Below are 22,627 nucleotides of genomic sequence, written 5' to 3'. Positions count from 1 at the left end.
GACCGGCATTGGCTACCGCCGGTAACATGCCGTTCGGTGGTGAACTCCCTCACAGCGGAGGGCTGTCGGAGACCGGGAACGCACGGCGCACACCCCCGCGCGGGCCCGCGCGGGGCGGAGAGGAGCCGGAGGCGAACCCCGGGACTTCCCCTCGGGGGGGACCCCGGGAAAGAAACCGGGAGGGGTCCTCGGGGGGACTCAGGAAGGGCCCTCGGGAGAGGCCGTCAGGAAGGGTCCTCGCGCGGCCGGACGGACGTCGGGTCGTCCAGGACCGACCGGACGACGCTGTTGGCCGCCCCCAGCAGCGGTCCCTCACGGCCCACCGAGGACACGGCGACGGCACCGTCCGGCCAGTGGCGGTCCGTCACCCGGCGGCGCAGCTCCGACTCGATCCCGGGCAGCAGCCACGGCGACAGCTCGGCGAGGCCCCCGCCGAGCACCACCTTCTGCGGGTCGAACACGTTCACCGCCCCGGACAGGGCCAGCCCCAGGGCGCTCCCCGCCCGGTGCAGGGCACGCCGGACGGCGGGGTCGGTCCCGGCGCGTTCGGCGAGCAGCCGCACGCGCCCGCCCGGCCCCGGGCGCTCGGCGGCGGCACGGGCCGGGTCCAGGCCCGCGGCGCGCAGCACCGCCTCCTCGCCCGCGTACTGCTCCAGGCAACCGCGGGCCCCGCACGGGCACGCCGGCCCGGCCGGCCTCACCGGGACGTGCCCCAGCTCGCCCGCGTGGCCGTGCGCCCCGCGGAACAGGCGGCCCTCCACGACCAGGGCCGCGCCGATGCCGATCTCCGCCGAGACGTGCAGGAAATGCCGCAGGCCGCGGTCGTGACCGCCCAGCCACAGTTCGGCGAGGGCGCCGAGGTTCGCCTCGTTGTCCAACCCGATCGGCAGCCCGGACAGGCGGCCGGCGGAAGAAGGGGGGCCGGCGGAGGGCGCGTGCGACGGGTTGCCCGACGGATCGTCGGCGGGTGTGCCGGCGGGTGGGCCGGCGGGTGGGCCGGCGGGCGGTTCCGCGTCGGCCAGTGCGGCGGTGAGCAGGGGCCCGGCGGGGACCTGCTCCCAGCCGAGGTTGGAGGCACGCTCCACGGTGCCGGGATCCCGCCCGACGAGTCCGGGCACGGCGACGGTGATCCCGACGGGCCGCAGCCCGGCGGCCGCTCCCTCCCGGGCGACGCGGACGACCAGGCCGGCGAGGTCGGCCAGGACCCTCTCCGGCGGATGGTCGCGGTTGGGCGCCTCCGCGTAGGCGGAGGCGCGGACCTTCCCGCGCAGGTCGACCACGCAGGCGGCGAGGTGGTCCACGCCGACCTCCGCGCCGAGCCCGGCCGGCCCGCGGTCGCTGAGCACGAGGGCGGTGCCGGGACGCCCGACGGTGCCGGGCCGGGTGAGCCCCGCCTCGGCCAGCAGTCCGAGGGAGAGCAGTTCCTCGACGAGGGTGGACACCGCGGCCCGGGTCAGTCCGACCTCGGCGGCCACCGCGGCCCGCGAGATCTCGCCGTGCCCGGCGACGGCGTGCAGGACGAGGGAGAGGTTCCGTCGCCGCATCCCCGCCTGCGACGCGGCGGTGCTGACTGGGGGCACGGCGTTCTCCTCGGCCTCGGCGGGCCCCTGCCCGGGCGGTCTCCCGGCGCCGGTCTCCGGCGGCCCGGTGCCCCGGTGGCCCGGTGCCCCGGTGCCCCGGCAGTCCGGCGACCGGTCGGACAGGGGTGTGGCGTCGGCCAGGGTACGGGGGCCCGGGGGCGGCCCCGCCGCCGCGGGGCGGAACCGGAGGGCGGGAGGGACTCCGGCCGGGAACCGGATCGCCGTTGCCGAACAGGGGCCGTCGACGGGCCCTGGTGGGCCGGGCCTCTGAATCCTCATCAGCCACTTGTTTCACGCCAATCACAGAAATTCCGTGCGAAAGCAAGTGCGAGGCTTCGAACTCTGGTTGCATACCCGGTATGCAGTGGGGTCGGCGCCGTGCGACCGGACCCACCATCAGACACGCCTGTCACAGGGGGAAAGTTGCACACACCCTTCATGCGCCTCTCCAAGGCGCGCTCGGCGGCGATGCTCGTCGCCCTGGTCACCGCGACGGGCGGCCTCGCGGCCGCCCCGGCCGCGGCGGCCGGAACACCCGGAGCGCCCGGCGCCGCCTTCGCAGGCGGGACTGCCGGAACGGACGGGACGGCCGGGGGCCGTTCCGGCGTCACCTGGGTCACCCTCGTCACCGGTGACCGGGTCGCCGTCGACGAGAACGGCGGCGCCGTGTCGGTGCGCCGGGCCGAGGGCCGCGAGGGCGTCCCGTTCTCCGTGCGGCGCCACGACGGCCGCACCTACGTCGTCCCGGCCGACGCCCGCAAGCTGGTCCGCGACGGCCGGGTCGACCAGCGGCTGTTCGACGTCACCGAGCTGGCCCGGGCCGAGTACCGCGAACGCGGCGAGGGCCTGCCGCTGATCGTCACCTACCGGGGTGCCCGCCCCGCGGCCAAGCAGAAGCTGCGCGCGGCCGGCACCGAGGTCACCGGGACCTACCGCAGCGTCAACGGCGAGGCCGTCACCGCCGAGCCGGAGATCGTGCCCGACGTCTGGGAGGCACTGACCGACGAGGGCTCCGGCACCGACCGCTCCGCGGCGCCCGGGGTCGACAAGGTCTTCCTCGACGGCGTCCGCAAGGCGTCCCTGGACCGCAGCACCGCGCAGATCGGCGCCCCCGAGGCGTGGAAGTCCGGGTTCGACGGCAAGGGCGTGAAGATCGCCGTCCTGGACACCGGTGTCGACCAGACCCACCCGGACCTCAAGGGCGTCGAGGTCGAGGAGAAGAACTTCTCCGACGCCGCCGACGCCGTGGACCGCGTCGGGCACGGCACCCACGTCGCCTCCATCGCCGCGGGCTCCGGGGCGAAGGCGAACGGCAAGTACAAGGGCGTCGCGCCCGGGGCCCGGATCCTGGACGGCAAGGTCCTGGACGACAACGGCAGCGGGTACGACTCCGGCATCCTCGCCGGCATGGAGTGGGCCGCCGCACAGGGCGCCAAGGTGGTCAACCTCAGCCTCGGCGGCTACGACAGCCCCGAGCTGGATCCGCTGGAGGAGGCCGTCAACCGGCTGTCGAAGACCACCGGCGCGCTGTTCGTCATAGCCGCCGGCAACGAGGGCCCCGGCTCCGGCACCACCGGCACCATCGGCTCCCCGGGCAGCGCCGACGCGGCCCTGACCGTCGCCGCGGTGGACAAGCAGGACGTCCTCGCCGACTTCTCCAGCCAGGGCCCGCGCAACGGCGACGGCGGCCTCAAGCCCGACATCGCCGCCCCCGGCGTCGGCATCGTCGCCGCCAAGGCGGCCGAGGGCTTCCTGGACGACCCGTCCTCCCCCAAGGGCTACCTCTCCCTCGACGGCACCTCCATGGCCACCCCGCACGTGGCCGGCGCCGCCGCGATCCTCGCCCAGAAGCACCCCGACTGGACGGGGGCGCAGCTGAAGTCGGCGCTCACCGGCTCGGCGAAGGGGCTGGACGGCCTCGGCGCCTTCCAGCAGGGCAACGGCCGCGCCGACATCGTCGCCGCCCTCGGCCAAAGCGTCGTCGGGGAGCAGTCCTCGCTCGGCTTCGGCGTCCAGCAGTGGCCGCACCACGACGACAAGCCGCAGTCCAAGGACGTCGTCTACCGCAACCTCGGCACCGAGCCGGTCACCCTCGACCTGGCCCTGCGGGCCACCGGGCCGGACGGGAAGGCCGCGCCGAAGGGGCTGTTCGCCGTGTCCCCGGCGAAGGTCACCGTCCCGGCCGGCGGCACCGCTTCGGCCACCGTCACCACCGACACCCGCATCGGCTCCGCGGACGGCGCCTACAGCGGCGCGGTCGTCGCCACCGGCGGCGGGCAGAGCGTGCGCACGGCCGTCGCGGTGGTCCGCGAGGTCGAGTCCTACACGCTCACCGTCAAGCACCTGGGCCGCGACGGGAAGGCCTCCGGCGACTACGAGACCACCCTCGCCGGCCTGGACGACGGCACCTTCGAGAACGTGTACGACGCCGACGGCACGGCTTCGGTCCGCCTGCCCAAGGGCTCCTACATCGTCAACAGCAACATCCTCGTGCCCGGCGCCGGGGACGAGTTCGCGGGCGCAGACTGGCTGGCCCGGCCCGGCGTCGAGCTCACCCGCGACACCACCCTCACCATGGACGCCCGCGCCGCGAAGCCGATCCGGCTCGCCGTCCCGGACCGCGGGGCCGAGCTGTACGCCGCCGCCGTCGACTACGGGGTGAACACCGAGCAGGGCGGTTTCGGCTTCGGCTGGTTCCTGGAGGACTTCGGCGACGTGCGCACCGCCCACCTGGGCGCCGCGCTCCCCGGCGACGCACTGCACGCCCAGATCACCGCCGACTGGACGGGCAAGAACGACCACCACCTCGCCTACAGCCGCAAGGGCACCTTCTGGACCGGCTACGAGCGCACCGCCAAGGCGTCGGAGCTGGCCGCGGTGAAGGTCACCACGGGCGCCCCGGCGAAGAAGCAGAAGGGGCACGTCGCGCTCTTCGCCGACACCGGGGGCTTCTCCTTCACGGGCGCCTCGGTCGAGCGTGCCCTGCCCTCCACCGTCACTCACTTCGTCAACACCGACGGGGTGAAGTGGAGCTACTCGGTCGGCCAGACGAACGCGCAGGACGAGTACGTCGCCGAGTACTTCACCGGGAACCGGAACTACCGGGCGGGCAGGAAGTACACCGAGAGGTTCAACGTCGGCGTCTTCGGCCCGAAGCTCGGCGACGGCGCCGGGCTGTTCCGCACCGGTGACGAGGTCTACGGCTACCTGCCGCTGGTCGCCGACGGCGCCGGGCACGACGGGTACTCGGTGTACGACAAGGGCCGCACCGTGTTGTACCGCAACGGCCAGAAGGTCGCCGAGAGCGCGACGCCGCTCGAGGGCGAGCCGTTCACCGTCCCGGCCGGCCGCGCCGACTACCGGCTGCGCACCGACATGACCCGCAGCGGCTTCACCGCGGTGAGCACCAGGGTCAGCGCCGAGTGGGCGTTCTCCTCCAAGCGGTCCGGCGAGGACGAGGTCCGGCTGCCCGCGTCCGTGGTGCGGTTCACCCCCGAGCTGTCGTCCTCCTCCACCGCGAAGGCCGGTGCCGCCTTCGAGGTGCCGGTGACCGTGCAGGGCTCGGCCGCCGGGAAGAACCTCGCCTCCCTGACCGTGCAGGTCTCCTACGACGGTGGCAAGACCTGGAAGCGGGCCAAGGTGGCGCAGGGCAAGGTCAAGCTCAAGCACCCGAAGGCCGCGGGGACCGTCTCCTTCCGGGCGAAGGCCGCGGACAAGAAGGGCAACACCGTCACTCAGACGATCGTCAACGCCTACCTGACCAAGTGACCGGGTGAACCGGATGACCGGATGATCGGATGACCGGATGACCGGGTGACCGGGTGACCGGGCGGAAAGGGCCCGCCCCGTCGGCCGTCGGCGCAGTGCCGGACGGCGGACGGGGCGGGCCCTTCGCGCTGCTCGTGCCGCCGCGGGCGTGCCGCGGCGGGCCGGTGACTAGGCGGCCGCGGACCCGGCGGCGGCGGACACCTGCTTCAGGACGGCGGTCAGCTGCTCGACGACCTCGGCGTCGTCCGCCGGGTGGGTCTCGGCGAAGCGGGTGACGGAGCCGGGGATCGACAGCTTGACGTCCTCCAGGACGTTGCCGCCCGCGACGCCGAGGGACTTGCGGGTGTCGTCCTGGGCCCACACGCCGCCGTACTGGCCGAAGGCGGTGCCGACGACCGCCACCGGCTTGCCGGCGACGGCACCGGCGCCGTAGGGGCGGGACAGCCAGTCGATGGCGTTCTTCAGCACGGCCGGGAGGGTGCCGTTGTACTCGGGCGAGAAGAACAGGAGGGCGTCGGCCTCCCCGGCGGCGGCGCGCAGGCGGGCGGCGGCCTCGGGCACGCTGCCCTCGACGTCGGTGTCCTCGTTGTAGAAGGGGATGTCGCCGAGGCCCTCGTGCAGGGCGACGTCGACGCCCTCGGGGGCGTGCTTGACGGCCGCCTCGGCGAGCTGGCGGTTGTGCGAGCCGGAGCGGAGGCTGCCGACGAGGGCGAGGATGCGGACGGACATTGGGGGCTCCTGAGGGGTGGGTGGCGGGGCACCGGATAATCGGACCGTGGTCCGTTGAAATGTGTACCACGTCAAACGGACTCTGGTCCACTTTCATTCCCCCGCGTTATGCTCGCCCAATGTCCCAGTACCCGCCCGCCCAGGGCACGCCGGTCCCGGAGCCGTCGGTACGGGTGCTGCCCGTGGTGGACGGGGCCCAGCCCGAGCGCGCCGACGCCGCACGCAACCGGGCCCGCCTGCTCGAGGCCGCGTCCCGGCTGGTGGCCGAGCACGGCGCGGGGCACGTCACGATGGAGGCCGTCGCGGCCGCCGCCTCGGTCGGCAAGGGGACGGTCTTCCGCCGCTTCGGGGACCGGGCGGGCCTGATGCGCGCGCTCCTGGACCACGCCGAGCAGGAGTACCAGAAGGCGTTCCTGTTCGGCCCCGCCCCCCTCGGCCCCGGCGCCCCGGCGGCGGAGCGGCTCGAGGCGTTCGGCATCGCGACCCTGCGGCACCTGGAGACCTACGTCGACCTGTACCTGGCCTCGGAGCGGTGCCCGACACGCCGCTACTCCTTCCCGGCCCGGGCCGTCCAGGCCACGCACGTCGCCGCCCTCCTGCGCCAGGCCGGCGTCACCGGTGACGTCGAACTCCTCACCCAGGCGCTGCTCGGCTACCTGGACGCGGGACTGGTCAACCACCTGCGCACCGTGCGGCGGCTGCCCGCGGAGCGCGTCGAGGCCGGCTGGAAGGACCTCGTCGCCCGGGTGGTGCGCGAGGGCCACTGACCGCCCGGCGGTCAGGCGGCCCCGGCGGCCGCCGGGGCGCCGGCATGGGCGCCGGCCGCGGCCGACGCGGTGACGGACACCTCGGCGCGGTGCGTCGTCCCGTTGACGGTCAGCGCCAGCACCACAGTCCCCTCCCGCAGGGCGGTCAGCGTCCCCGTCGCCGGGTCGAAGGCCGCCGCGTGGCGCGGCCTCGCCCCCGACACGTCGCCGACGTGCAGGTTCGGCGAGCCCGACCAGTCCGCGCTCAGCGGGAACGCCACCGGCACCGTCCGCCGCCCCTCGCCCTGCCCCTGCACCACGAGCCCCGCCACCGGGGCGGTGCGGCCGGCCGCCAGCCGTTCGGGGGCGGTCAGGCGCAGGCCGTCCACGTGGGCGCGGGTCTGCACCGACACCCAGTCCGGCCCGCCGGCCCACGGCCGGGCCCGCGCCGCCGCGCGGTCCGCGGCCGTCACCTCGTCCACGCCCACCAGCGACCAGCCGGTGAAGCCGCCCCGGTCGGCCGGCCCGGACGGCGCCTTCCCCGAGTTGCCGTTGACCAGGTACGGCACGCCGTCCACCCGCGAGGCGTCGAAGACCCCGGCGTGGGCGCCGACGAACACCGCGCCCTTGCCCGTGGACCACCGGAAGTCCGCCAGCAGGCGCTCCAGCAGCGCGGCCTCCTTGCGGTCGGTCAGCCGGCTCGCGTCCTGCCCCGTCGGGTCGCGCGGCGGGACGTGCTGGACCACCGTCACCGACCGCACGGCCTTGTCCCGCGCCGCGTCCTCCAACTGCTCCACCAGCCCGCGGACCTGCGCGACGCCGCCGCCGCGCAGGGTCAGCGAGGAGGTGTCCAGGGTGACGAACCGGTTCCCCCGGTGGTCCAGGACGCGCCGCGCCGGGCCGAACTCCGCCTCGAAGTGCCCGATCCCGCCGCCCATCACCTCGTGGTTGCCGGGGACGTAGACCCAGGGCACCGCGCCGCCCAGCTCCTCCTCCAGCACCGACCGGGCGAACGCCAGGTCCGCCGGGGACCCCTCGTCCACCAGGTCGCCGGCGACCAGCAGCAGGTCCGGGCCGGCCGCCCGGATCTCGCGCAGCGTCCGGCGGGCCCGCTCCACGATCGCGCTGCCCGGGGCCCGCGCCACGAACTGCGCGTCCGACATCACCGCGTACCGCCAGTCCCGGCCCTCCACCTCGGCCGCCGTGTCCACCAGCGGGTCGGCGGGCGCCCGTCCCGCCGGCAGGTCCACCGCCGGCGGCACCCGCGCCGTCAGGTCGTCCAGCACCACCGAGCCCGTGTACCGCTTCGCCGCAGAGGTCTCCGCCAGGTAGAAGCGGTGCACGGACACCGGGTACGCCACGGTGGCCGGCACCGCGAACTCCACCTGCCGCCACCCCGTCCACGTCACGTACGGGCCGCGCAGCAGCTGGTCGGAGCCGGCCGCGTCCTTCAGGTGCAGGGTCGGCCAGGCCCCCTTGCCGTCGCCCTTGACCCACAGGCCGAACGACCGGGGCTGCCCGTCCACCGCGATCCGCCGCGGCGGGGCGGCGTAGGCGGCGCGGGTCGCCGTCGAGGCGGTGAAGTCGTAGTCCAGGCGCAGCCCGGTGCCGGTGCGGCCGTCGGGCACCGCGGCCAGCGAGCCGGAGGCGCGGGCGGCCGAGAAGGACCACGCGTCCGCGTCGTCGAAGTCCGCCGCCGACACCTCCTCCAGGCCGACGGTGACCGCCAGCACCGTGCTCGCCCCCGCCGCCGTCGCCCGCACCGTCCCCGCGCCCTTCCCTTCCCGCGCGGTGACGGAGAACCCGCCCGAGCCGTCCGGGCGGACCGTCAGCAGCGAGCGGTCGTACTCCAGCTCCACGTCCCCCGGCTCGACCGGCGCGCTCGCCCCGTGCGCGTCCAGCCCCACGATCCCGAAGCTCCCCGAGGCGCCCTCCCCGGCGAGGCCGAGGCGCCGGACGGTGGGGACCACCCGCGCCAGGTCGTCCAGCACCGTCAGCTCCACGGCCCCGCGCGCCCGCCCCAGCTCGGCCACCACCCGGGTGCTGCCGCCGCGCCGCGCGGTGAACACCCCCCGGTCGTCCACCCGGCCCACGTCCGCTCGGGCGGCGCGCCACCGGGGGCGGGCCGCGCCGGGGTCGTCCACCGGGCCCCAGGTCTCGTCGTGCGCGACCGCGGACAGACGCCGCGTCAGGCCGGGGAAGACCCGCTCCGGATGCCCGCCGCGCACCGGGTCCACCGTCGGCGCCTCCGCCGGGCCGACCGCCGTCCCCACCCGGAAGCCGGTCACCCGCCCGCTGCCCTCCGGCACGGTCAGCGCCAGCCCGTTGGGCACCGCGCGCTCGCCGCCGTCGGAGGGGCTGTTCTCCACCCGCAGCGCCTCGCTCCCCGCCTCCCCGGCGACCATCGTGGAGGAGCCGCCGCCGTCCAGGTTCAGCGCGCTGTACGAGCCGGCCTCCTTCATCATCACGGCCAGCTCGGTCAGGGTCACCCCGCCGCTGTCGGCCTGCCGGCCGTCGACGGTCACCACCTGCATCCGGGTGCCGTCCCGGGAGAACCCGACCGCGGTGCGCGGGGCCGCGGCGTTGTTCGGCCGCCCCTCGTGGTCCTGCGGCACGCCGTCGACCACCAGCAGCCCGCGCCCGCCGACCGCGGTGCGCGGCACCGCGCCGCCGTCCCCGGCGCGCGGCCGGTACTCCGTGGACACCTCGTCGCCCGGCTCCAGCACGGCCAGCGCCGCGGCCCCGGCCTCCCGCCCGACGAGCACGGTGGTGCCCGCCGGCACCGGGCCGCCGACGGAGCCCTCCGTCACCGACACCACCCGGCCGTCGCGCACCGCCGCCTCGGCGACCTCGTCCGGGGCCGCCCCGTCCACGACCGGCGCCCGGCCCGCCGGGCCCCACGCCGCGGTGTAGGCGCCGATCCCGCCGGCCGGGACGCGCGCCGCGTTCAGCGCGGCCAGCGGACGCTCCCCGCCCGGCAGCGTCACCGTCCCCTCGAAGTACAGGTCCAGGACGCGCCCCGCGCCGCCGGGACCGATCCCGACCGCCTTCGTGGCCCCGCCGGTGGGGGAGTTGACCACCCGGCCGTCCCTCAGCGCCGGGCCGAGCGGCGCGTCCGTCCGGTTGATGTCGAAGAAGTCCGCGTTGACCGCGGCCACCGTGCGGCGGCCCCCGCCGGCGTCGTGCGCCGCGGCCGCCTCCGACACCGTCCGGCGCTCCGACACCAGCCCCGACGACAGGTGGTCCACCGCCACCCCCGCGCCCAGGTCCACCGACAGGGCGTCCACCCGCAGCCACTTGTCCGACTCCAGCCGGTCGTACGAGGTCAGCGACACCCCGGGCGCGACCGGCCGCTCCGCCCGCGCCGTCTCGACGCCGTCCCCGTCCACGACCGCCCGGGCCCGCGGGAACGCCCCGGACCCGTCCCGGCCCCCGCGGCCGTCCCCGCCCCCGTACCCGTCCCCGCCCCCGTACCCGTCCCCGGCGCTCGCCGGCGGAGGGGCGACCGGCCGGAGCACCTCGGCCGCCGTGCGCGGCGCGGGATCGGGCACGGTGCCGGACGCCTGCGCGGGGACGGCCGCCCCCAGCAGCAGCGAGACCGCCCCCGCCAGGGCGGCCGCGGCAACCCCGGCACGGCGGGTACGGCGGGCGGGGCGTGCGGGGGAAGGCCTCGACGGCACGGCAGGGAGGCGTAACGGCACGGCGGGGGCCACGGCAACTCCTTCACGGGGCCGACGGTGCGCACCGGTGCGCACACACGGCGTCACAGCATCCCGCGCCGCCCCGCCCCGCGCCAGAGGACACGGGCGGCCCCCGGACGGCCGGCCCGTGACCGGCGGGCGAACAGTCCCTGCGCGGCGGTCACCGCGCGGGGCCCGGGCCCGCCGCGGTCCGCTCCGGTGCCCGCGCGGGGCCCGGCTCCCGCCGCCGCGCCTCGGCGGCGAGCCGCGCGACGTCCTCCGCGGTGCGGTTTGTCCAGTAGGAGCCGCTCCCGGTCAGATACGCCCCGACGATCCGCCCGGCCCGCTCGACGGTGCACTCCCCGGGCCCCAGCAGCTCGCGGAGCACCACCACCATGTCGACGCCCCGGACGTACGCCTCGTCCAGCGCCTTCAGCACCGCCTCCGGGTCCGAGGCGGCCGGCGCTTCGCGGTACCGGTCGACCACCGGGGCGAGCCAGGCCGACCGCAGGTCGTACTCGGACCGCTCGGCGCCGTCGTCGTCCGCGAACACCGGGGCGAGCGCGGCTGCGAGGCGGTCGACGTACTCCTGCGCCGTGCCGGGCGCCCACCGGTAGTCCTTGGGGAACTCCTCCCAGTCCACCTCCAGGTGCTCGGTCCAGGAGGGCAGGAGGGGGTCCCGGACGCTGTGCGGGTCCGAGGCGAGGAAGGTGCGGGCGAGCAGCCCGTAGGTGAGCGGAGGGGCCGACTCGGCGAGCAGCACGGCGTCGTACAGGTCCTTGGCCTGGGGGTGCGTGTCGGTGAACAGCCACAGGATCTTCCAGGCGAGGGACAGCTCGGGGGAGGCCGTCGGCAGTTCCACCGGGTCCCCGGCCCCGCTCAGGGAGGGGATCCGCGTGCGGACCGGCCCGGCGGGCAACTGCTCGTTGAAGACGAAGTCGAGCTGGACGGTGCCCTCCCGCCGCCCGTCGGCCGTCCTCCACGGCAGGACGAGGCGGCGCCCCGGCACCCGGTCGTAGGTCCAGATCTTCTCGCTGTCCGCACCGTCGGCGTGGATCCGCACCGGGCTCCCGCCGCTCCGGGACAGCTCCTCGGCGCCCCGGGCGATGCCGTCGAGCATCCGGCCGGTACGCGGGTCCTCCAGGGCCCACGAGGCCGGCACGACCACGAAGTCCAGGTCGCCCGGCTCGCGGGCCGCCTCCCCGAACCACGCCTTGAGGACCACGCTGCCGCGCAGCACCAGGTGGTCCGCCCACTGCGACGCGGCGACCGCGGCCAGCACGTGGTCCACCGCCCGGTGGCGGGCCCCGTACCAGGACGCCGCCGCCCCCGGGTCCTCGAAGTGCGGCTCGCTCGCCCGCATCGCCTTCGCACGGTGGGCCAGCGAAGGGTCGAAGACCGGGTGCTGGACCACGCCGCGGCCGGGCACCACCCGCAGCGTCCTGGGCAGGTCGAGGTGCTCGCGGGTCTCCTCGTCCAGCGGTTCCTGGGGCACCACGGCCTCCTCCGGCCACGGCCCCCACCCCAGGTCCTTCCACGACGACGTCATGCCGCTGCCCCTTCCTCTTCCTCGCCGGCTTCCTCGCCGATCCAGCCCTCGTCCACCGACACGTCGCTGTCGAACACCACGAACTCCCGCTCCACCGACACCGGTTCGTGGCCGGCCGAGCGCAGGGCAGCGACCAGCGCGTCGAGGCGCCGGCCGGCCGTCCCCAGCCCGACCGGGCCGCAGCGCTGGGTGACGAACCGTTCGGCCCTGCCGTCCTCCCGCACCCGGCGCGCGTTCCACGACAGGTGCGCGCCGTGGCCCGTGGACAGGCGCGCCAGGGCGGCCGTGCCGGAGCCGGCGTCCAGCAGCAGTTTCACGTGGTGCTCGAAGTAGTAGCGCGGGCCCAGCTCCGCGGCCCGGGCGTCGTCCGCGGGGACGCCGTCCGTCCACGGCGCGGCCTCGATCTTCACGCGGACCACGTCGAACCCCGCCGCCCGCAGGCCGGCGGCCGCGGCGCGGGCGCCCGAGGCCACGTCGGCCAGCGGGCCGGAGCCGTTCAGGGTCACCATGGGCTGGGACGGGGTCCGGCCGCGGGCGAGCACGATGTGGGCGAACTTCATGCCCCGCGCGGACGCGTGGCGGGCGAGCGCGGACAGGCCGTCCCGGTCGGTGCGGACGGTGATGTGCGTCTCGAAGTCCCCCGAGAACGCGGGCGGGCCGGAACCGCCGCCGGGGAGCGGAGCAGGAGCAGGAGCACTGATGATCACCCGGGCATTCTCGACCCCACCACCGACACCGTCCCCCGGCGGCCCCGGCCCCGGGCCCGGATGCCGCAGGCGCCCGCGTCTACACCGCGACCAGGGTGACGCGTTCCCCGCAGAGCTTCTCCATGTCGTCGGTGTCGGAGGTCAGCATCACGACAGGGCCGGGCTGGTGCACGGCGGTGACCGCGACCATCGCGTCGATGGCGTACTTGTGGCCGTGCAGACCGGTGGAGGCCAGCAACTGGGCCGCTTCCTTCGCCCACTCCACGCTGAGCGGCTTGACGTCGAGTTGGGAGAGGACGAAGTTCCAGCGGGCCGGCTTGACACCTGCGTGACGGGCCTCGATCAGGGTCGCTCCGCTGACCACCCGGTTCGCGCCGCGCTCCAGGGCGGACCGGACCATGGAGAGGACGTGACGGTCCTGCTCCAGGTAGAGGGAGAGTCCTTGGCTGTCGAGGACCAGGGTCCCTCCGCCGGAGGTCACCCGGTTGCGCGCCACCGGTTCTCCTTCTGCTCCGCCCTGGCCCACACATCGGCGGCACTGCGCTTCTCGTCCTCGCTGAAGGAGCCGTGCTCCTCCTCGTACTCGGCCAGGTAGGCGGTGGTCATCCGGTTCCGGAGGTGCTCCTCCACCGCCGCGGCGATCAGGGCGGACACGCCTCGCGGACCGGCGAACCCGCGCAGCGCGAGCACCGTTCCCTCGGGCAGGGAAACGCTTATGGCCTTGGCTGGTCCCTCGCCGATGCCGGGACCCACGGCTTCGCTCTCCGACATGGGAATCACATTAGCAATCGGTTTGCCAAAAGCGGAACGCGAGGCGCGTCCTCCCCGGGCCTGCCCGGACCCGGGGGAGGACGCGCCTCGCGTTCCGTCGTGCGTCAGGCCCCGGCGCCGGCTTTCAGGACCTGGGCGGCGCTGTAGTCGCGGGCCTTCACGTACGTCTCGACCGGGTTGCCCGAGTACGACCACGGCGTGCTGCCGATCCAGCCGTCCACCAGGCGGAACTGCTCCACGGCCGCCTCGTACCGGTCCTGCCAGAACAGCATGTTCGCCAGTGTGTGCCGCACCGCCGTGATGCGCCGGTCGCCCGGGTCCGCCGCGTGCGCCGCCGCCACGTCGACCAGGGCCGCGTCCACCGCGGCGACGATCTCCGGACGCTTGTAGAACTCGTCCGGGTCGAGGTCGCCGTGCGCGAACTCGTACTCGAAGTACGCGTCCAGCAGCACCGAGGTGAGCAGCTGTCCCGGAGCGCCCTTCGCCGCGGCCTCGCGGCCGAACTCCAGGGCCAGCTCGTGCGAGCCGCGCCACTTGGCGCACCAGTACTGCAGGGCGGAGGTGTGGGCCGCCAGGTGGTGGGGGTCGCGCTCGACGATCTCGGCCCACAGCGCCTCGAAGTCGGCGCGCGGGTAGCCCAGGCCCATGGCCAGCGGGAGCTCCACGATGTACGGGCAGGGGTCGTCGCCGCCGAGCTCCCGGGCCTCCCGGCAGGCCGCGCGGGCCTGCTCCAGCACCCGGTGGAAGCCCTCGAACTGCTCGCGGGTGGTGTGCTCGGCCTGCTTGGAGCCGCGGAGCTCCCAGGCGAGGTAGATCAGCGACTCGGCGTGCACCAGGGCCGCCCCGGGGTCCTGCGGGCGGGCCGTGCGCCAGGCGAGCAGCCAGGAGTCGTCCTTCATGGCCTCGTCGGCCAGGAAACTGGAACGCCGGTCGCGCTCCTGCCAGTTCCGGCCCGCCTCCTCCAGGAAACGGGCACCGGCCTGCCAGTCCCCGGCCCGCACGGCCTCCAGGACGGCGGTGACCTGCGGGTCGGGCGGGCCGACGCGCTCGGTGTCGAGCTGCCCGGCGGGCAGGAAGCCCAGCTCCGCCGCGGCCCCGGACAGGTCCCCCTCGCGCACGCGCCCGGAGGAGGACTTCCACTTCCGGTACACGAGGAAGAGGGCGACGGCGACGCCGACGACGGGGAGGATGCGGTCCACGGTGGTTCCTTGCTCAGTGGGCGGGGGTGGCGGCGGGGGCGGGGACGGAGGCGAGGAGCCGGCGGATCCCGCCGGTGTCGGGGACGTCCTCGACGGCGGCGTCCAGGGCGGACTTCAGCAGCGCCTCGTGGCCGTCCGGCAGGCGCAGCCTCGCGGGCTCGCTCCAGGACGGCTCCCAGCGCGCCGCGCCCTGCCGCAGCAGCTCCCCGGCGACCAGGGTGGACAGCATGGAGCGCAGGCGGGGCCTGGCGAACTCGCGCGCGGCCCGGCCGGTGGCGGCGGCCGCCTCCTCCGACCTGGGCAGCCGGTCGGCGACCTGCCACAGCGCGCCGTCCTCGATCGCGCGCAGCACCGAGTCGAGCGAGCCGTCACCGCCGTGCACCTCGCGGACGGCGGCCCGCAGCGGCTCGGCGGACTCCGACGCGTACTGCGTCATCGACTCGGAGACCAGCTGCTGCCAGCTCTCGGCGCGGCGCAGCTGCAGCGCCGCGGGCGTCAGCGTGGCGTGCTCCAGCTCGGCGAAGGTCCGCGCCGGGTCGGCCAGCAGGGCGAGGGACGGCCGGGCCCCCTCCGACGACCGCCCGTCGTCGGGGAGCGCCTCGATGCGGGCGACCCGGTCGGCGATCGGCGGGTGCGAGTCGTACGGCGACTGCTCCTCCTGCGGGACCTCGCGGCGCATCCCGTCCAGTTCGTCCGCGCGCGCCGCCAGCAGGTGCCGCAGGCCGCCGTAGACCTCGCCGTGCGGCGGCAGGAGCCCGGCGCCGACGCCGAGGGTGGCGTACGAGTCCATGTAGAAGCCGTGGGCGGCGGACAGCACCGGGATCTCGCGCAGCGCGGACGCGGTGGCGTCGCGGCCGGCGATCCGGGCGGCGGCGAGGTCGGCCGCGTACTCGTCCTTCCGCATGCCGCCGAGCGTGATGCGCATGCACAGCTTGCCGTACAGCAGGAACGGCTTGGCGGCGAGCCGGTAGCTCAGCCCCGCGTGACCGGTCTCGACCCCGCGGGCCTTCTTGCCCTTGGCGAGGCGCTTGGCCTCCTTCTGTTCCTGCTTCGCCCGCTCCTTGGCCTGCTTCTTCGCCGAGCGCTCGTACAGCGCGGCGACGGTGCGCTCCATCTGCTCGAAGGCGCGCCGGGAGATCGCGCCGAGCCGGGTGTCGTGGTTGCCGTAGTGGCCGAACTCGTGGGCCAGCACGCCGATCAGCTGGGGCTCGGTCAGGCCCGTCATCAGGGGCACGCCGATCATCAGGACGCGCTTGCCGGGCAGCAGGCCCAGCAGCCGGGCCTCCTCGTGGACGGCCGCGTTGACGTCGGGGACCAGGTAGATCTCGTCGGGCGCGCGGGTGCCCGCCTCGTCCGCGAGGCGGCGCACGGCGGCCCACAGCGCGGGCTCCTGCTCCTCGGTGACCCGCAGGCCGTTCGGCGGTTCGAACCGGGGCGCGCGGACGGAGAACATGCCCTGCGCGATCGGGATCGCGACGACCACGCTGACGAACCAGATCTTGACGTAGGCGCTGCCGGCCAGGTGCACCCCGGCCTGCCAGTCGATCACCGCCAGGGCGCCGAGCATGGCGAGGCCGAGCAGGTAGAAACCGGCGAGCAGGACGAGGGCGCGCGCGGCGCGCAGGGTGGGACCCATTTCGGGCAGACTTCTCCCCATGAAGCGGACATGGCAAAGCTTCGTGGGGGGAGCCGGGAGTATGTCCTACCCGGCGGTACCGCCGCAACCGGGTTCGCACACGGCGCGGTTCGGCGGATTCCGGGCCGGGGCCGGGGAAGCGCGGCGCGGCGGCGTGCGGTGGCGCCCCGCGGTCGTCTCCTGCCCGCCCCGCCTCCCCGACGGCCGCACGGCAGCCTCGAATACACTTTCGGAGTGAGTGAGACCCTGCCCCCGTGCCCCGAGTGCTCCTGCGAGTACACCTACGAGATGAGCCCGCTCCTGGTCTGCCCGGAGTGCGCGCACGAGTGGGACCCGTCCGCCGCCGAGCCCGCGGGCTCCGCCGGGGGCGGTGTGGTCAAGGACTCCGTCGGCAACGTCCTCGCCGACGGCGACACGGTCACGGTGGTCAAGGGCCTCAAGGTCAAGGGCAGCCCCACCGGGATCAAGGCCGGTACCAAGGTGCGCAACATCCGCCTCGTCGACGGCGTGGACGGCCACGACATCGACTGCAAGGTCGACGGCTTCGGCCCCATGCAGCTCAAGTCCAGCGTGGTCAAGAAGGTCTGACCCGCCGTCGACCGCCGCCCGCGGCGGCACGGTGCCCGCGCCCGGCCCGCCCGTGCCCTGCCCGACCCGCCCGTATCCTGCCCGCCCGTGCCCACGGCCGGGAACGGGCGGGAGCCGGCGCGAGGGCGTCAGCCGCTGAAGGCGACCATGAGGGCGACGAAGTAGAGCACGGCCAGGCCGCCGGTGGTCAGGCCGACGGCGCACTGGGCGCGCCTGGTCCGCGCGGTCAGCCCGAGGACGCCGAAGGTGGCGGCGAGACTGCCGCACAGCAAGGGGATCGCGAAGCCGACGTAGGCCGCGAACACTGCGGTGACCAGGGCGACGGTTCCGAGAACGAGGGAGACGGGCCCGTAGAGGGAGGCCGGGCTGTCGGTGGATCCGGTGGTCATGGCAGGTTCCCCGTCCTTGGCCGGCGACGTCGTTCGGCGCCCCCAGGAAGCATCCGCTGCGGGAAGGGCTTCCCGCACGCCCAATGATCGACCCTCCTGCCGGGCCCGTGGGTGTGATCATCGGAATCAGCGCCGGGTCCCCGCAGGGCGGATGGACCGGGGCGGCAAACCGCAAAGAGAAAACGGCAAAACGGACAGGTTTTCTGCGCTTTGCCACCTCGGTTCCATCGGTACGGCGGTGCCGTGCACTCACCGCCGTCGAACCCGCCCGGAGGGGCTCAGCCGTCGGTCTTCGCGACGCCGACCGGGCAGGAGACGCCCGTGCCGCCGATGCCGCAGTAGCCGGCGGGGTTCTTGTCCAGGTACTGCTGGTGGTACGCCTCGGCCGGGTGGAACGGGCCGGCGGGGGCCAGTTCGGTGGTGATCTCCCCGTAGCCGGACTCCGCCAGCACCTGCTGGTAGGCGTCGCGGGACGCCTCCGCGGCGGCGACCTGCTCCGCGGAGTGGGTGTAGACCGCCGAACGGTACTGGGTGCCGACGTCGTTGCCCTGGCGGTACCCCTGAGTGGGGTCGTGGGACTCCCAGAACACCTTCAGCAGCTGCTCGTAGCTCACCGTGCGCGGGTCGAACACCACGCGGACCGCCTCGGTGTGGCCGGTCAGGCCGCTGCACACCTCCTCGTAGGTGGGGTTCGGGGTGTGCCCGCCCTGGTAGCCGACCAGGGTCGTCCACACGCCCGGCAGCTGCCAGAACTTCCGCTCCGCGCCCCAGAAGCAGCCCAGCCCGAAGTCGGCCGTCTCCAGCCCCTCGGGGTACGGGCCGGCCAGCGGGTTGCCGAGCACGGTGTGGCGCTCCGGGAGGGCGAACGCGGGCTCGTCGCGCCCCGGCAGAGCCTCCTCGGGGGTGGGCACGCGGATCCTGGAGCGGCTGGAGAAGATGTCGGAGAACATGCGGTCGGTCACCTTTCGCAACGGCGGACGGGCGGACGGGCAGACCAGGCGGACCGGGCAGACCGGGCGGACCGGGCGGACCGGGCCGGCGCCCTCAGGGGAGCAGGACGGCCTTGCCGCGGACCTCTCCCGACTCCAACGCCCGGTGGGCCTCGGCTGCTTCCCGCAGCGGGAAGGTGCGCGCCCCGCGCACCCGCACCGCGCCGGAGGCGATCAGCGCGGCGACCGCCTCCAGGTCCGCGCGGTCCGGCTCGACCATGACGCCGGTGACCCGGACGTCCCGCTCGGGCTCCGGCCGCGGGGCCACCGAGGGGACGACGACGAGCGTGCCGCCGTCGCGCAGCACCTCCAGGGAGCGCTGCGGGTAGCCGTCGGCGCCGTGCAGGTCGATCACCGCGTCCAGGGTGGGGCCGAGGGCCTTCTCGAACGGCTCGCCGCGGTAGTCCAGCACCCGCTCCGCGCCGAGCTCGCGCAGCAGCGCGGCGTCCTCGCCCCGGGCGGTGGCCACCACCCGGGCGCCCAGGGCGACGGCCAGCTGGACGGCCAGGTACCCGACGCCGCCGGCCGCGCCGTGCACCAGCACCTGCGATCCCGGGCCGACCGCGGCCAGGGAGAGGGCCTGCCGGGCGGTCAGCGCCGCCAGGGGGACGGAGGCGGCGTCCGCCGCGGAGACGTTCGGCGGCAGGGCGGCGAACTGGCGGGACGGCGCGGCCACGTACTCGGCGTAGGCGCCGGCCGGCCGGGGGAACCAGGGCATGCCGAAGACCGGGTCGCCGGGGGCGAAGCGGGTGACCCCGCGCCCGACCGACTCCACGACCCCCGCCACGTCCCAGCCGAGGATCTTCGGCCCGTCGGCGGGGAGCAGGGCGGCGACCCCGCCGCCGGCGCGGGTCTTGAGGTCGATGGGGTTGATGCCCGCGGCCTGCACCCGCACCACCACGTCGGTGGGCGCGACCGCCTCCGGGGCGGGGACCTCTGCCGGGCGCAGCACCTCGGGGCCGCCGAATCCGTCCAGGACCATGGCTCTCATCAGGTCGTTCCTTCCGGTGCGGGCTGCGTTCCGGCGCTCCCGCGGCGGCCCGGGGTGGCCGGACGGCGTCCGGCCGACGGGTGCGCGGCGGGTGCGCGGGCGGGGCCGTGCGGGTGGGGTCGTGCGGTGGTTCCGCGCCCCAGCATGCCAGCCGGTGCCCGGGCGCGTGCGGCGGGCCGGGCGGCGGACGGGCACGGCGCGGCCGGGATCCGGACTACGCTCGGGCCCATGAGCGACCAGCACCACGGCGGCCCCTCCACAGAGGGACGCCCCCACGCCTTCGAGACCATCGCCATCCACGCCGGTCAGGAGCCCGACCCGCTCACCGGCGCGGTGGTTCCGCCCATCTACCAGGTGTCCACCTACAAGCAGGACGGTGTGGGCGGGCTGCGCGGCGGCTACGAGTACAGCCGCTCGGCCAACCCCACACGCACTGCGCTGGAGGAGAACCTCGCGGCGCTGGAGGGCGGCCGGCGCGGCCTGGCCTTCGCCTCCGGCCTCGCCGCCGAGGACTGCCTGCTGCGCACGGTGTGCCGTCCCGGCGACCACGTGGTGATCCCGAACGACGCCTACGGCGGCACGTTCCGCCTGTTCAGCAAGGTCGCCGAGCAGTGGGGCGTGCAGTGGTCGGTGGCCGACAGCTCCGACCCGGCCTCGGTGCGCGAGCAGATCCGCCCGAACACCAAGGTGATCTGGGTGGAGACCCCCAGCAACCCGCTGCTGGGCATCACCGACATCGCCGCCGTTGCCGACGTGGCGCGGGAGGCCGGCGCGCGGCTGGTGGTGGACAACACCTTCGCCAGCCCCTACCTGCAGCAGCCGCTGGCGCTGGGCGCCGACGTGGTCGTGCACTCCACGACGAAGTACATGGGCGGCCACTCCGACGTGGTCGGCGGCGCCCTGATCACGGCCGACACGGCCCTCGGCGACGAGCTGGCGTTCCACCAGAACGCGATGGGCGCGGTGGCCGGCCCGTTCGACTCCTGGCTGGTACTGCGCGGCATCAAGACCCTCGGCGTGCGGATGGACCGGCACAGCGAGAACGCCACCAGGATCGCCGAGATGCTCTCCGCGCACCCGAAGGTCGAGCAGGTGCTGTACCCGGGGCTCCCCGGGCACGCGGGCCACGACGTCGCGGTCAAGCAGATGCGGGCCTTCGGCGGCATGGTCTCGTTCCGCGTCGCGGGCGGCGAGGAGGCGGCGGTCGAGGTGTGCAACCGCACCGAGCTGTTCACCCTGGGCGAGTCCCTCGGCGGCGTCGAGTCGCTGATCGAGCACCCGGGCCGGATGACGCACGCCTCGGCGGCCGGTTCGGCGCTGGAGGTGCCCGCCGACCTGGTGCGGCTGTCGGTCGGCATCGAGGCGGTCGACGACCTCCTGGCCGACCTCGCACGGGCCCTGGACTGACGCGGCTCCCCGTCTCCGCATCCGGACGCCCCGGAAACCGGACGCACCGGACCCCCGGACCCGTCACGGTCCGGGGGTCCGGTGCGTCCGGGCGTTCGGGGCGCTTCCGGTCCGGAGCGGCTGCGGGCACGGTCCGGCGCGCCCGCGGGCGCGCCGGTCACCAGCCTTCCGGAGGGGGTGTGGTGAGGGCCGGCTCGCCGGCCCTCAGCCGCGCGGCCACGGCCAGTACCACCGCCGTGGCCGCGGCGGCGAGCAGGAGCAGCCGGAACACGGTGCCCGCCGCACGTCTGCGGCGCAGTATCCGGCCGCCCCGCCGGGCGGCCCGTTCGGCCAGGTCCGCGGGGACGGCGGGATGCGGGCCGACCAGCATCTGCCGCACCCTCTCCTGCTTGCGGTCCGGCAGATCGGCCGCCGTCGCCGTGACGGCGGGGTAGGCGGAGAGAGCGGGCCGCGGGCCGCCGGCGGGGCGGCTCACCGCGGGCCGCCTTCCGCCCGGGACCGCCCCGGCAGACCCCGCAGGCCCCGCAGGCCCCGGCCCGTCCCGACGGCCCCGGCGGCCACGGCGGGACCCGTCGGTCCCGCCGGACCGCCGCCGGGCCCTGCCGGACCGCTCCGCATGACCGTGCAGGCCCGTGACAGCAGCGCCCGCACCCGGTCGACGGGCAGCCCCAGCTGCGCGGCCACCTGCTCCTCGTCCACGCCCTCGACCAGCCGCAGCACCAGGACCAGCCGCTCCCGGGGGGCGAGGCGGGCCAGGACTCCGCCGCCGCGGCGGGCGCGCGGGGACAGCGGCCCCCACCCGCGGTCGTACGCGGTGACCAGTTCCAGGCGGGCGAGGGCGTACGGGTCCTCGTCGCGCAGCTGCAGCCAGCAGGCCCAGGTGCGGGCCAGTGCCCGTTCCACCAGCCGTTCGGCGGCCGCGCGGTCCCCGGTGAGGAGCGTCGCGGCGTGCAGCAGCCGTCCCGCCGCGCCCGCCACGAACCCCTCGAACTCGCGGTCCCGGCGTTCCGCCGCCGCCTCGTGCCGCTTCCCCACCGCGCCTCCAGGCCTCTTGCCGGACCCCCAGGGAATGCCCGCGGCCCGGAACGGGTCAAGAGGACGGCGGGATGCGGGCCTTCACGCAGGGGCGGGGCAGGGGGCCGGAGGCGCGGCGGGTCGCCGGCCGCTCAGAGCCGGCCGGTCGTCGCGTGGTAGTCGGACAGGGCCGTGTTGAAGCGGGTGAGCAGGTCGCAGAAGACCGTCCGGTCCTCGTCGGCCCAGTCGCCGACGAGCACCTCCATCAGCTCGCGGCGCGAGGCCCGCACCTCCTCGAGGCGCTCCGTGCCGCGGGAGGAGAGCTCCAGGACGACGGCGCGGCCGTCCTCGGGGTGGGTGGTCCGCTTCACCAGGCCGGACTCGACCAGGGGCGCCACCTGCCGGGTGACGGTGGAGGAGTCGATGCCCATGCCCTCGGCGAGCGCCTTGACGCCCATCGGCCCCTCCCGGTCGAGCCGGTTCAGGAGCAGGTAGGCGGCGCGGTCCATCGAGTTGCGCGCCTTGCCCACACCGGCCAGGCGGGTCTGCTCGGCACGCCGGGCGAACAGCGCCAGCTGGTGCTGGAGGCGGTCGTAGAGGGCGGCCTCGGGGCTTCTGCCCGAGGCGGTGTCGCCGGGGTCGGAGCCGGGGCAGTCGACGGTGCGGTGGCTTGCGACCGTGTCGTCGGCTGCGACCGTGTCGTGGGTAGGCATGGTCGGGCTGCTCGCGTTCTGTCGGTCCCGAAGGGTGTGCGGTCGATTGGGAGAAAAGAGTACGCGCAGCGGCGGGTCCCGGCGGCTCGGGAGAAAGGGCGGCCCGTGCGGTCCGCCCGTCGGCCCGTGCGGTCCGCCCGTCGGTCCGAGCGGTCCGCACGTCGGCGCGTG

Annotated in this window: 19 protein-coding genes; 4 read left to right on the top strand and 15 right to left on the bottom strand. The window is 75.5% G+C overall.

Annotated elements, in window-relative coordinates; genetic code table 11:
* Positions 1 to 224 precede the first annotated feature (224 nt).
* On the bottom strand, positions 225 to 1,544 hold the full coding sequence (locus GQS52_RS09655) for an ROK family transcriptional regulator (protein WP_182316337.1): 1,320 nt from the start codon (positions 1,542 to 1,544) through the stop codon (positions 225 to 227).
* A 474-nt stretch (positions 1,545 to 2,018) separates the two neighbouring features.
* Between GQS52_RS09655 and GQS52_RS09650 the strand changes: the two genes are divergently transcribed.
* Positions 2,019 to 5,348: a S8 family serine peptidase gene (locus GQS52_RS09650; RefSeq protein WP_182312999.1), complete on the top strand. Its 3,330-nt coding sequence runs from the start codon at positions 2,019 to 2,021 to the stop codon at positions 5,346 to 5,348.
* Between the two features lie 168 nt (positions 5,349 to 5,516).
* Here GQS52_RS09650 and GQS52_RS09645 read toward each other — a convergent pair whose 3' ends face one another.
* The gene (locus GQS52_RS09645; protein ID WP_182312998.1) at positions 5,517 to 6,077 is read right to left on the bottom strand and encodes an NAD(P)H-dependent oxidoreductase; all 561 of its coding nucleotides are present in this window, start codon (positions 6,075 to 6,077) and stop codon (positions 5,517 to 5,519) included.
* Positions 6,078 to 6,196: 119 nt separating this feature from the next.
* On the opposite strand from GQS52_RS09645, the gene GQS52_RS09640 reads away from it, so the two are divergent.
* Positions 6,197 to 6,844, top strand: coding sequence for a TetR/AcrR family transcriptional regulator (locus tag GQS52_RS09640; protein ID WP_182312997.1), 648 nt, complete (start codon positions 6,197 to 6,199; stop codon positions 6,842 to 6,844).
* Between the two features lie 11 nt (positions 6,845 to 6,855).
* On the opposite strand, the gene GQS52_RS09635 is transcribed toward GQS52_RS09640, so the two are convergent.
* The 7 genes from GQS52_RS09635 to GQS52_RS09605 form a co-directional block, all read right to left on the bottom strand.
* The gene (locus GQS52_RS09635) at positions 6,856 to 10,434 is read right to left on the bottom strand and encodes a phosphodiester glycosidase family protein (protein ID WP_259371084.1); all 3,579 of its coding nucleotides are present in this window, start codon (positions 10,432 to 10,434) and stop codon (positions 6,856 to 6,858) included.
* 250 nt (positions 10,435 to 10,684) lie between these two features.
* Positions 10,685 to 12,052: a nucleotidyl transferase AbiEii/AbiGii toxin family protein gene (locus GQS52_RS09630; protein WP_182312996.1), complete on the bottom strand. Its 1,368-nt coding sequence runs from the start codon at positions 12,050 to 12,052 to the stop codon at positions 10,685 to 10,687.
* Positions 12,049 to 12,759 (bottom strand): hypothetical protein, encoded by a 711-nt coding sequence (locus tag GQS52_RS09625; RefSeq protein WP_259370677.1) that lies wholly within the window; start codon positions 12,757 to 12,759, stop codon positions 12,049 to 12,051. The genes GQS52_RS09630 and GQS52_RS09625 overlap by 4 nt, the downstream gene beginning before the upstream one ends.
* 79 nt (positions 12,760 to 12,838) lie before the next feature.
* Positions 12,839 to 13,255, bottom strand: a complete 417-nt coding sequence (locus tag GQS52_RS09620; RefSeq protein WP_182312995.1) for a PIN domain-containing protein — start codon at positions 13,253 to 13,255, stop codon at positions 12,839 to 12,841.
* Complete coding sequence (locus GQS52_RS09615) at positions 13,237 to 13,530, bottom strand: hypothetical protein (RefSeq protein WP_182312994.1); 294 nt, start codon at positions 13,528 to 13,530, stop codon at positions 13,237 to 13,239. The genes GQS52_RS09620 and GQS52_RS09615 overlap by 19 nt, the downstream gene beginning before the upstream one ends.
* Before the next feature lie 104 nt (positions 13,531 to 13,634).
* On the bottom strand, positions 13,635 to 14,729 hold the full coding sequence (locus GQS52_RS09610) for a hypothetical protein (RefSeq protein WP_182312993.1): 1,095 nt from the start codon (positions 14,727 to 14,729) through the stop codon (positions 13,635 to 13,637).
* A 13-nt stretch (positions 14,730 to 14,742) separates the two neighbouring features.
* On the bottom strand, positions 14,743 to 16,365 hold the full coding sequence (locus GQS52_RS09605) for a M48 family metallopeptidase (protein ID WP_182312992.1): 1,623 nt from the start codon (positions 16,363 to 16,365) through the stop codon (positions 14,743 to 14,745).
* Positions 16,366 to 16,599: 234 nt separating this feature from the next.
* On the opposite strand from GQS52_RS09605, the gene GQS52_RS09600 reads away from it, so the two are divergent.
* Positions 16,600 to 16,953, top strand: coding sequence for a zinc ribbon domain-containing protein YjdM (locus GQS52_RS09600; RefSeq protein ID WP_182312991.1), 354 nt, complete (start codon positions 16,600 to 16,602; stop codon positions 16,951 to 16,953).
* A gap of 128 nt (positions 16,954 to 17,081) precedes the next feature.
* Here GQS52_RS09600 and GQS52_RS09595 read toward each other — a convergent pair whose 3' ends face one another.
* The 3 genes from GQS52_RS09595 to GQS52_RS09585 form a co-directional block, all read right to left on the bottom strand.
* The gene (locus tag GQS52_RS09595) at positions 17,082 to 17,342 is read right to left on the bottom strand and encodes a hypothetical protein (protein WP_182312990.1); all 261 of its coding nucleotides are present in this window, start codon (positions 17,340 to 17,342) and stop codon (positions 17,082 to 17,084) included.
* Between the two features lie 278 nt (positions 17,343 to 17,620).
* Positions 17,621 to 18,280 carry a peptide-methionine (S)-S-oxide reductase MsrA gene (gene msrA / locus GQS52_RS09590; protein WP_182316334.1) on the bottom strand — a complete coding sequence of 220 codons (660 nt, stop codon included), beginning with the start codon at positions 18,278 to 18,280 and terminating at the stop codon, positions 17,621 to 17,623.
* Positions 18,281 to 18,386: 106 nt separating this feature from the next.
* A complete protein-coding gene (locus GQS52_RS09585; RefSeq protein WP_182312989.1) occupies positions 18,387 to 19,322 on the bottom strand; it encodes an NADP-dependent oxidoreductase in 936 nt (311 codons plus the stop codon).
* 228 nt (positions 19,323 to 19,550) lie between these two features.
* Between GQS52_RS09585 and GQS52_RS09580 the strand changes: the two genes are divergently transcribed.
* Complete coding sequence (locus GQS52_RS09580) at positions 19,551 to 20,729, top strand: cystathionine gamma-synthase (protein WP_182312988.1); 1,179 nt, start codon at positions 19,551 to 19,553, stop codon at positions 20,727 to 20,729.
* Between the two features lie 157 nt (positions 20,730 to 20,886).
* On the opposite strand, the gene GQS52_RS09575 is transcribed toward GQS52_RS09580, so the two are convergent.
* The 3 genes from GQS52_RS09575 to GQS52_RS09565 form a co-directional block, all read right to left on the bottom strand.
* The gene (locus GQS52_RS09575; protein ID WP_182316333.1) at positions 20,887 to 21,099 is read right to left on the bottom strand and encodes a hypothetical protein; all 213 of its coding nucleotides are present in this window, start codon (positions 21,097 to 21,099) and stop codon (positions 20,887 to 20,889) included.
* Between the two features lie 101 nt (positions 21,100 to 21,200).
* Positions 21,201 to 21,764, bottom strand: a complete 564-nt coding sequence (locus GQS52_RS09570; RefSeq protein ID WP_182312987.1) for a sigma factor-like helix-turn-helix DNA-binding protein — start codon at positions 21,762 to 21,764, stop codon at positions 21,201 to 21,203.
* 131 nt (positions 21,765 to 21,895) lie between these two features.
* Positions 21,896 to 22,456, bottom strand: a complete 561-nt coding sequence (locus GQS52_RS09565; protein ID WP_182312986.1) for a MarR family transcriptional regulator — start codon at positions 22,454 to 22,456, stop codon at positions 21,896 to 21,898.
* Positions 22,457 to 22,627 lie beyond the last annotated feature (171 nt).

The sequence above is a fragment of the Streptomyces sp. SCUT-3 genome (assembly GCF_014083985.1).
Lineage (GTDB): Bacteria > Actinomycetota > Actinomycetes > Streptomycetales > Streptomycetaceae > Streptomyces_H > Streptomyces_H thermolineatus.
The sequence above is the reverse complement of the archived record's forward strand: the minus strand, read 5'-3'. Positions and strand labels throughout refer to the sequence as shown.

Excerpts from the sequence above, each read along its gene's own strand:
- GQS52_RS09650 (WP_182312999.1), top strand. The coding sequence starts at position 2,019 with ATGCGCCTCTCCAAGGCGCGCTCGGCGGCGATGCTCGTCGCCCTGGTC.
- GQS52_RS09630 (WP_182312996.1), bottom strand. The coding sequence starts at position 12,052 with ATGACGTCGTCGTGGAAGGACCTGGGGTGGGGGCCGTGGCCGGAGGAG.
- GQS52_RS09605 (WP_182312992.1), bottom strand. The coding sequence starts at position 16,365 with ATGGGTCCCACCCTGCGCGCCGCGCGCGCCCTCGTCCTGCTCGCCGGT.
- GQS52_RS09640 (WP_182312997.1), top strand. The coding sequence starts at position 6,197 with ATGTCCCAGTACCCGCCCGCCCAGGGCACGCCGGTCCCGGAGCCGTCG.
- GQS52_RS09595 (WP_182312990.1), bottom strand. The coding sequence starts at position 17,342 with ATGACCACCGGATCCACCGACAGCCCGGCCTCCCTCTACGGGCCCGTC.
- GQS52_RS09655 (WP_182316337.1), bottom strand. The coding sequence starts at position 1,544 with ATGCGGCGACGGAACCTCTCCCTCGTCCTGCACGCCGTCGCCGGGCAC.
- GQS52_RS09580 (WP_182312988.1), top strand. The coding sequence starts at position 19,551 with ATGAGCGACCAGCACCACGGCGGCCCCTCCACAGAGGGACGCCCCCAC.
- GQS52_RS09645 (WP_182312998.1), bottom strand. The coding sequence starts at position 6,077 with ATGTCCGTCCGCATCCTCGCCCTCGTCGGCAGCCTCCGCTCCGGCTCG.
- GQS52_RS09585 (WP_182312989.1), bottom strand. The coding sequence starts at position 19,322 with ATGAGAGCCATGGTCCTGGACGGATTCGGCGGCCCCGAGGTGCTGCGC.
- GQS52_RS09565 (WP_182312986.1), bottom strand. The coding sequence starts at position 22,456 with ATGCCTACCCACGACACGGTCGCAGCCGACGACACGGTCGCAAGCCAC.
- GQS52_RS09575 (WP_182316333.1), bottom strand. The coding sequence starts at position 21,099 with ATGCTGGTCGGCCCGCATCCCGCCGTCCCCGCGGACCTGGCCGAACGG.
- GQS52_RS09615 (WP_182312994.1), bottom strand. The coding sequence starts at position 13,530 with ATGTCGGAGAGCGAAGCCGTGGGTCCCGGCATCGGCGAGGGACCAGCC.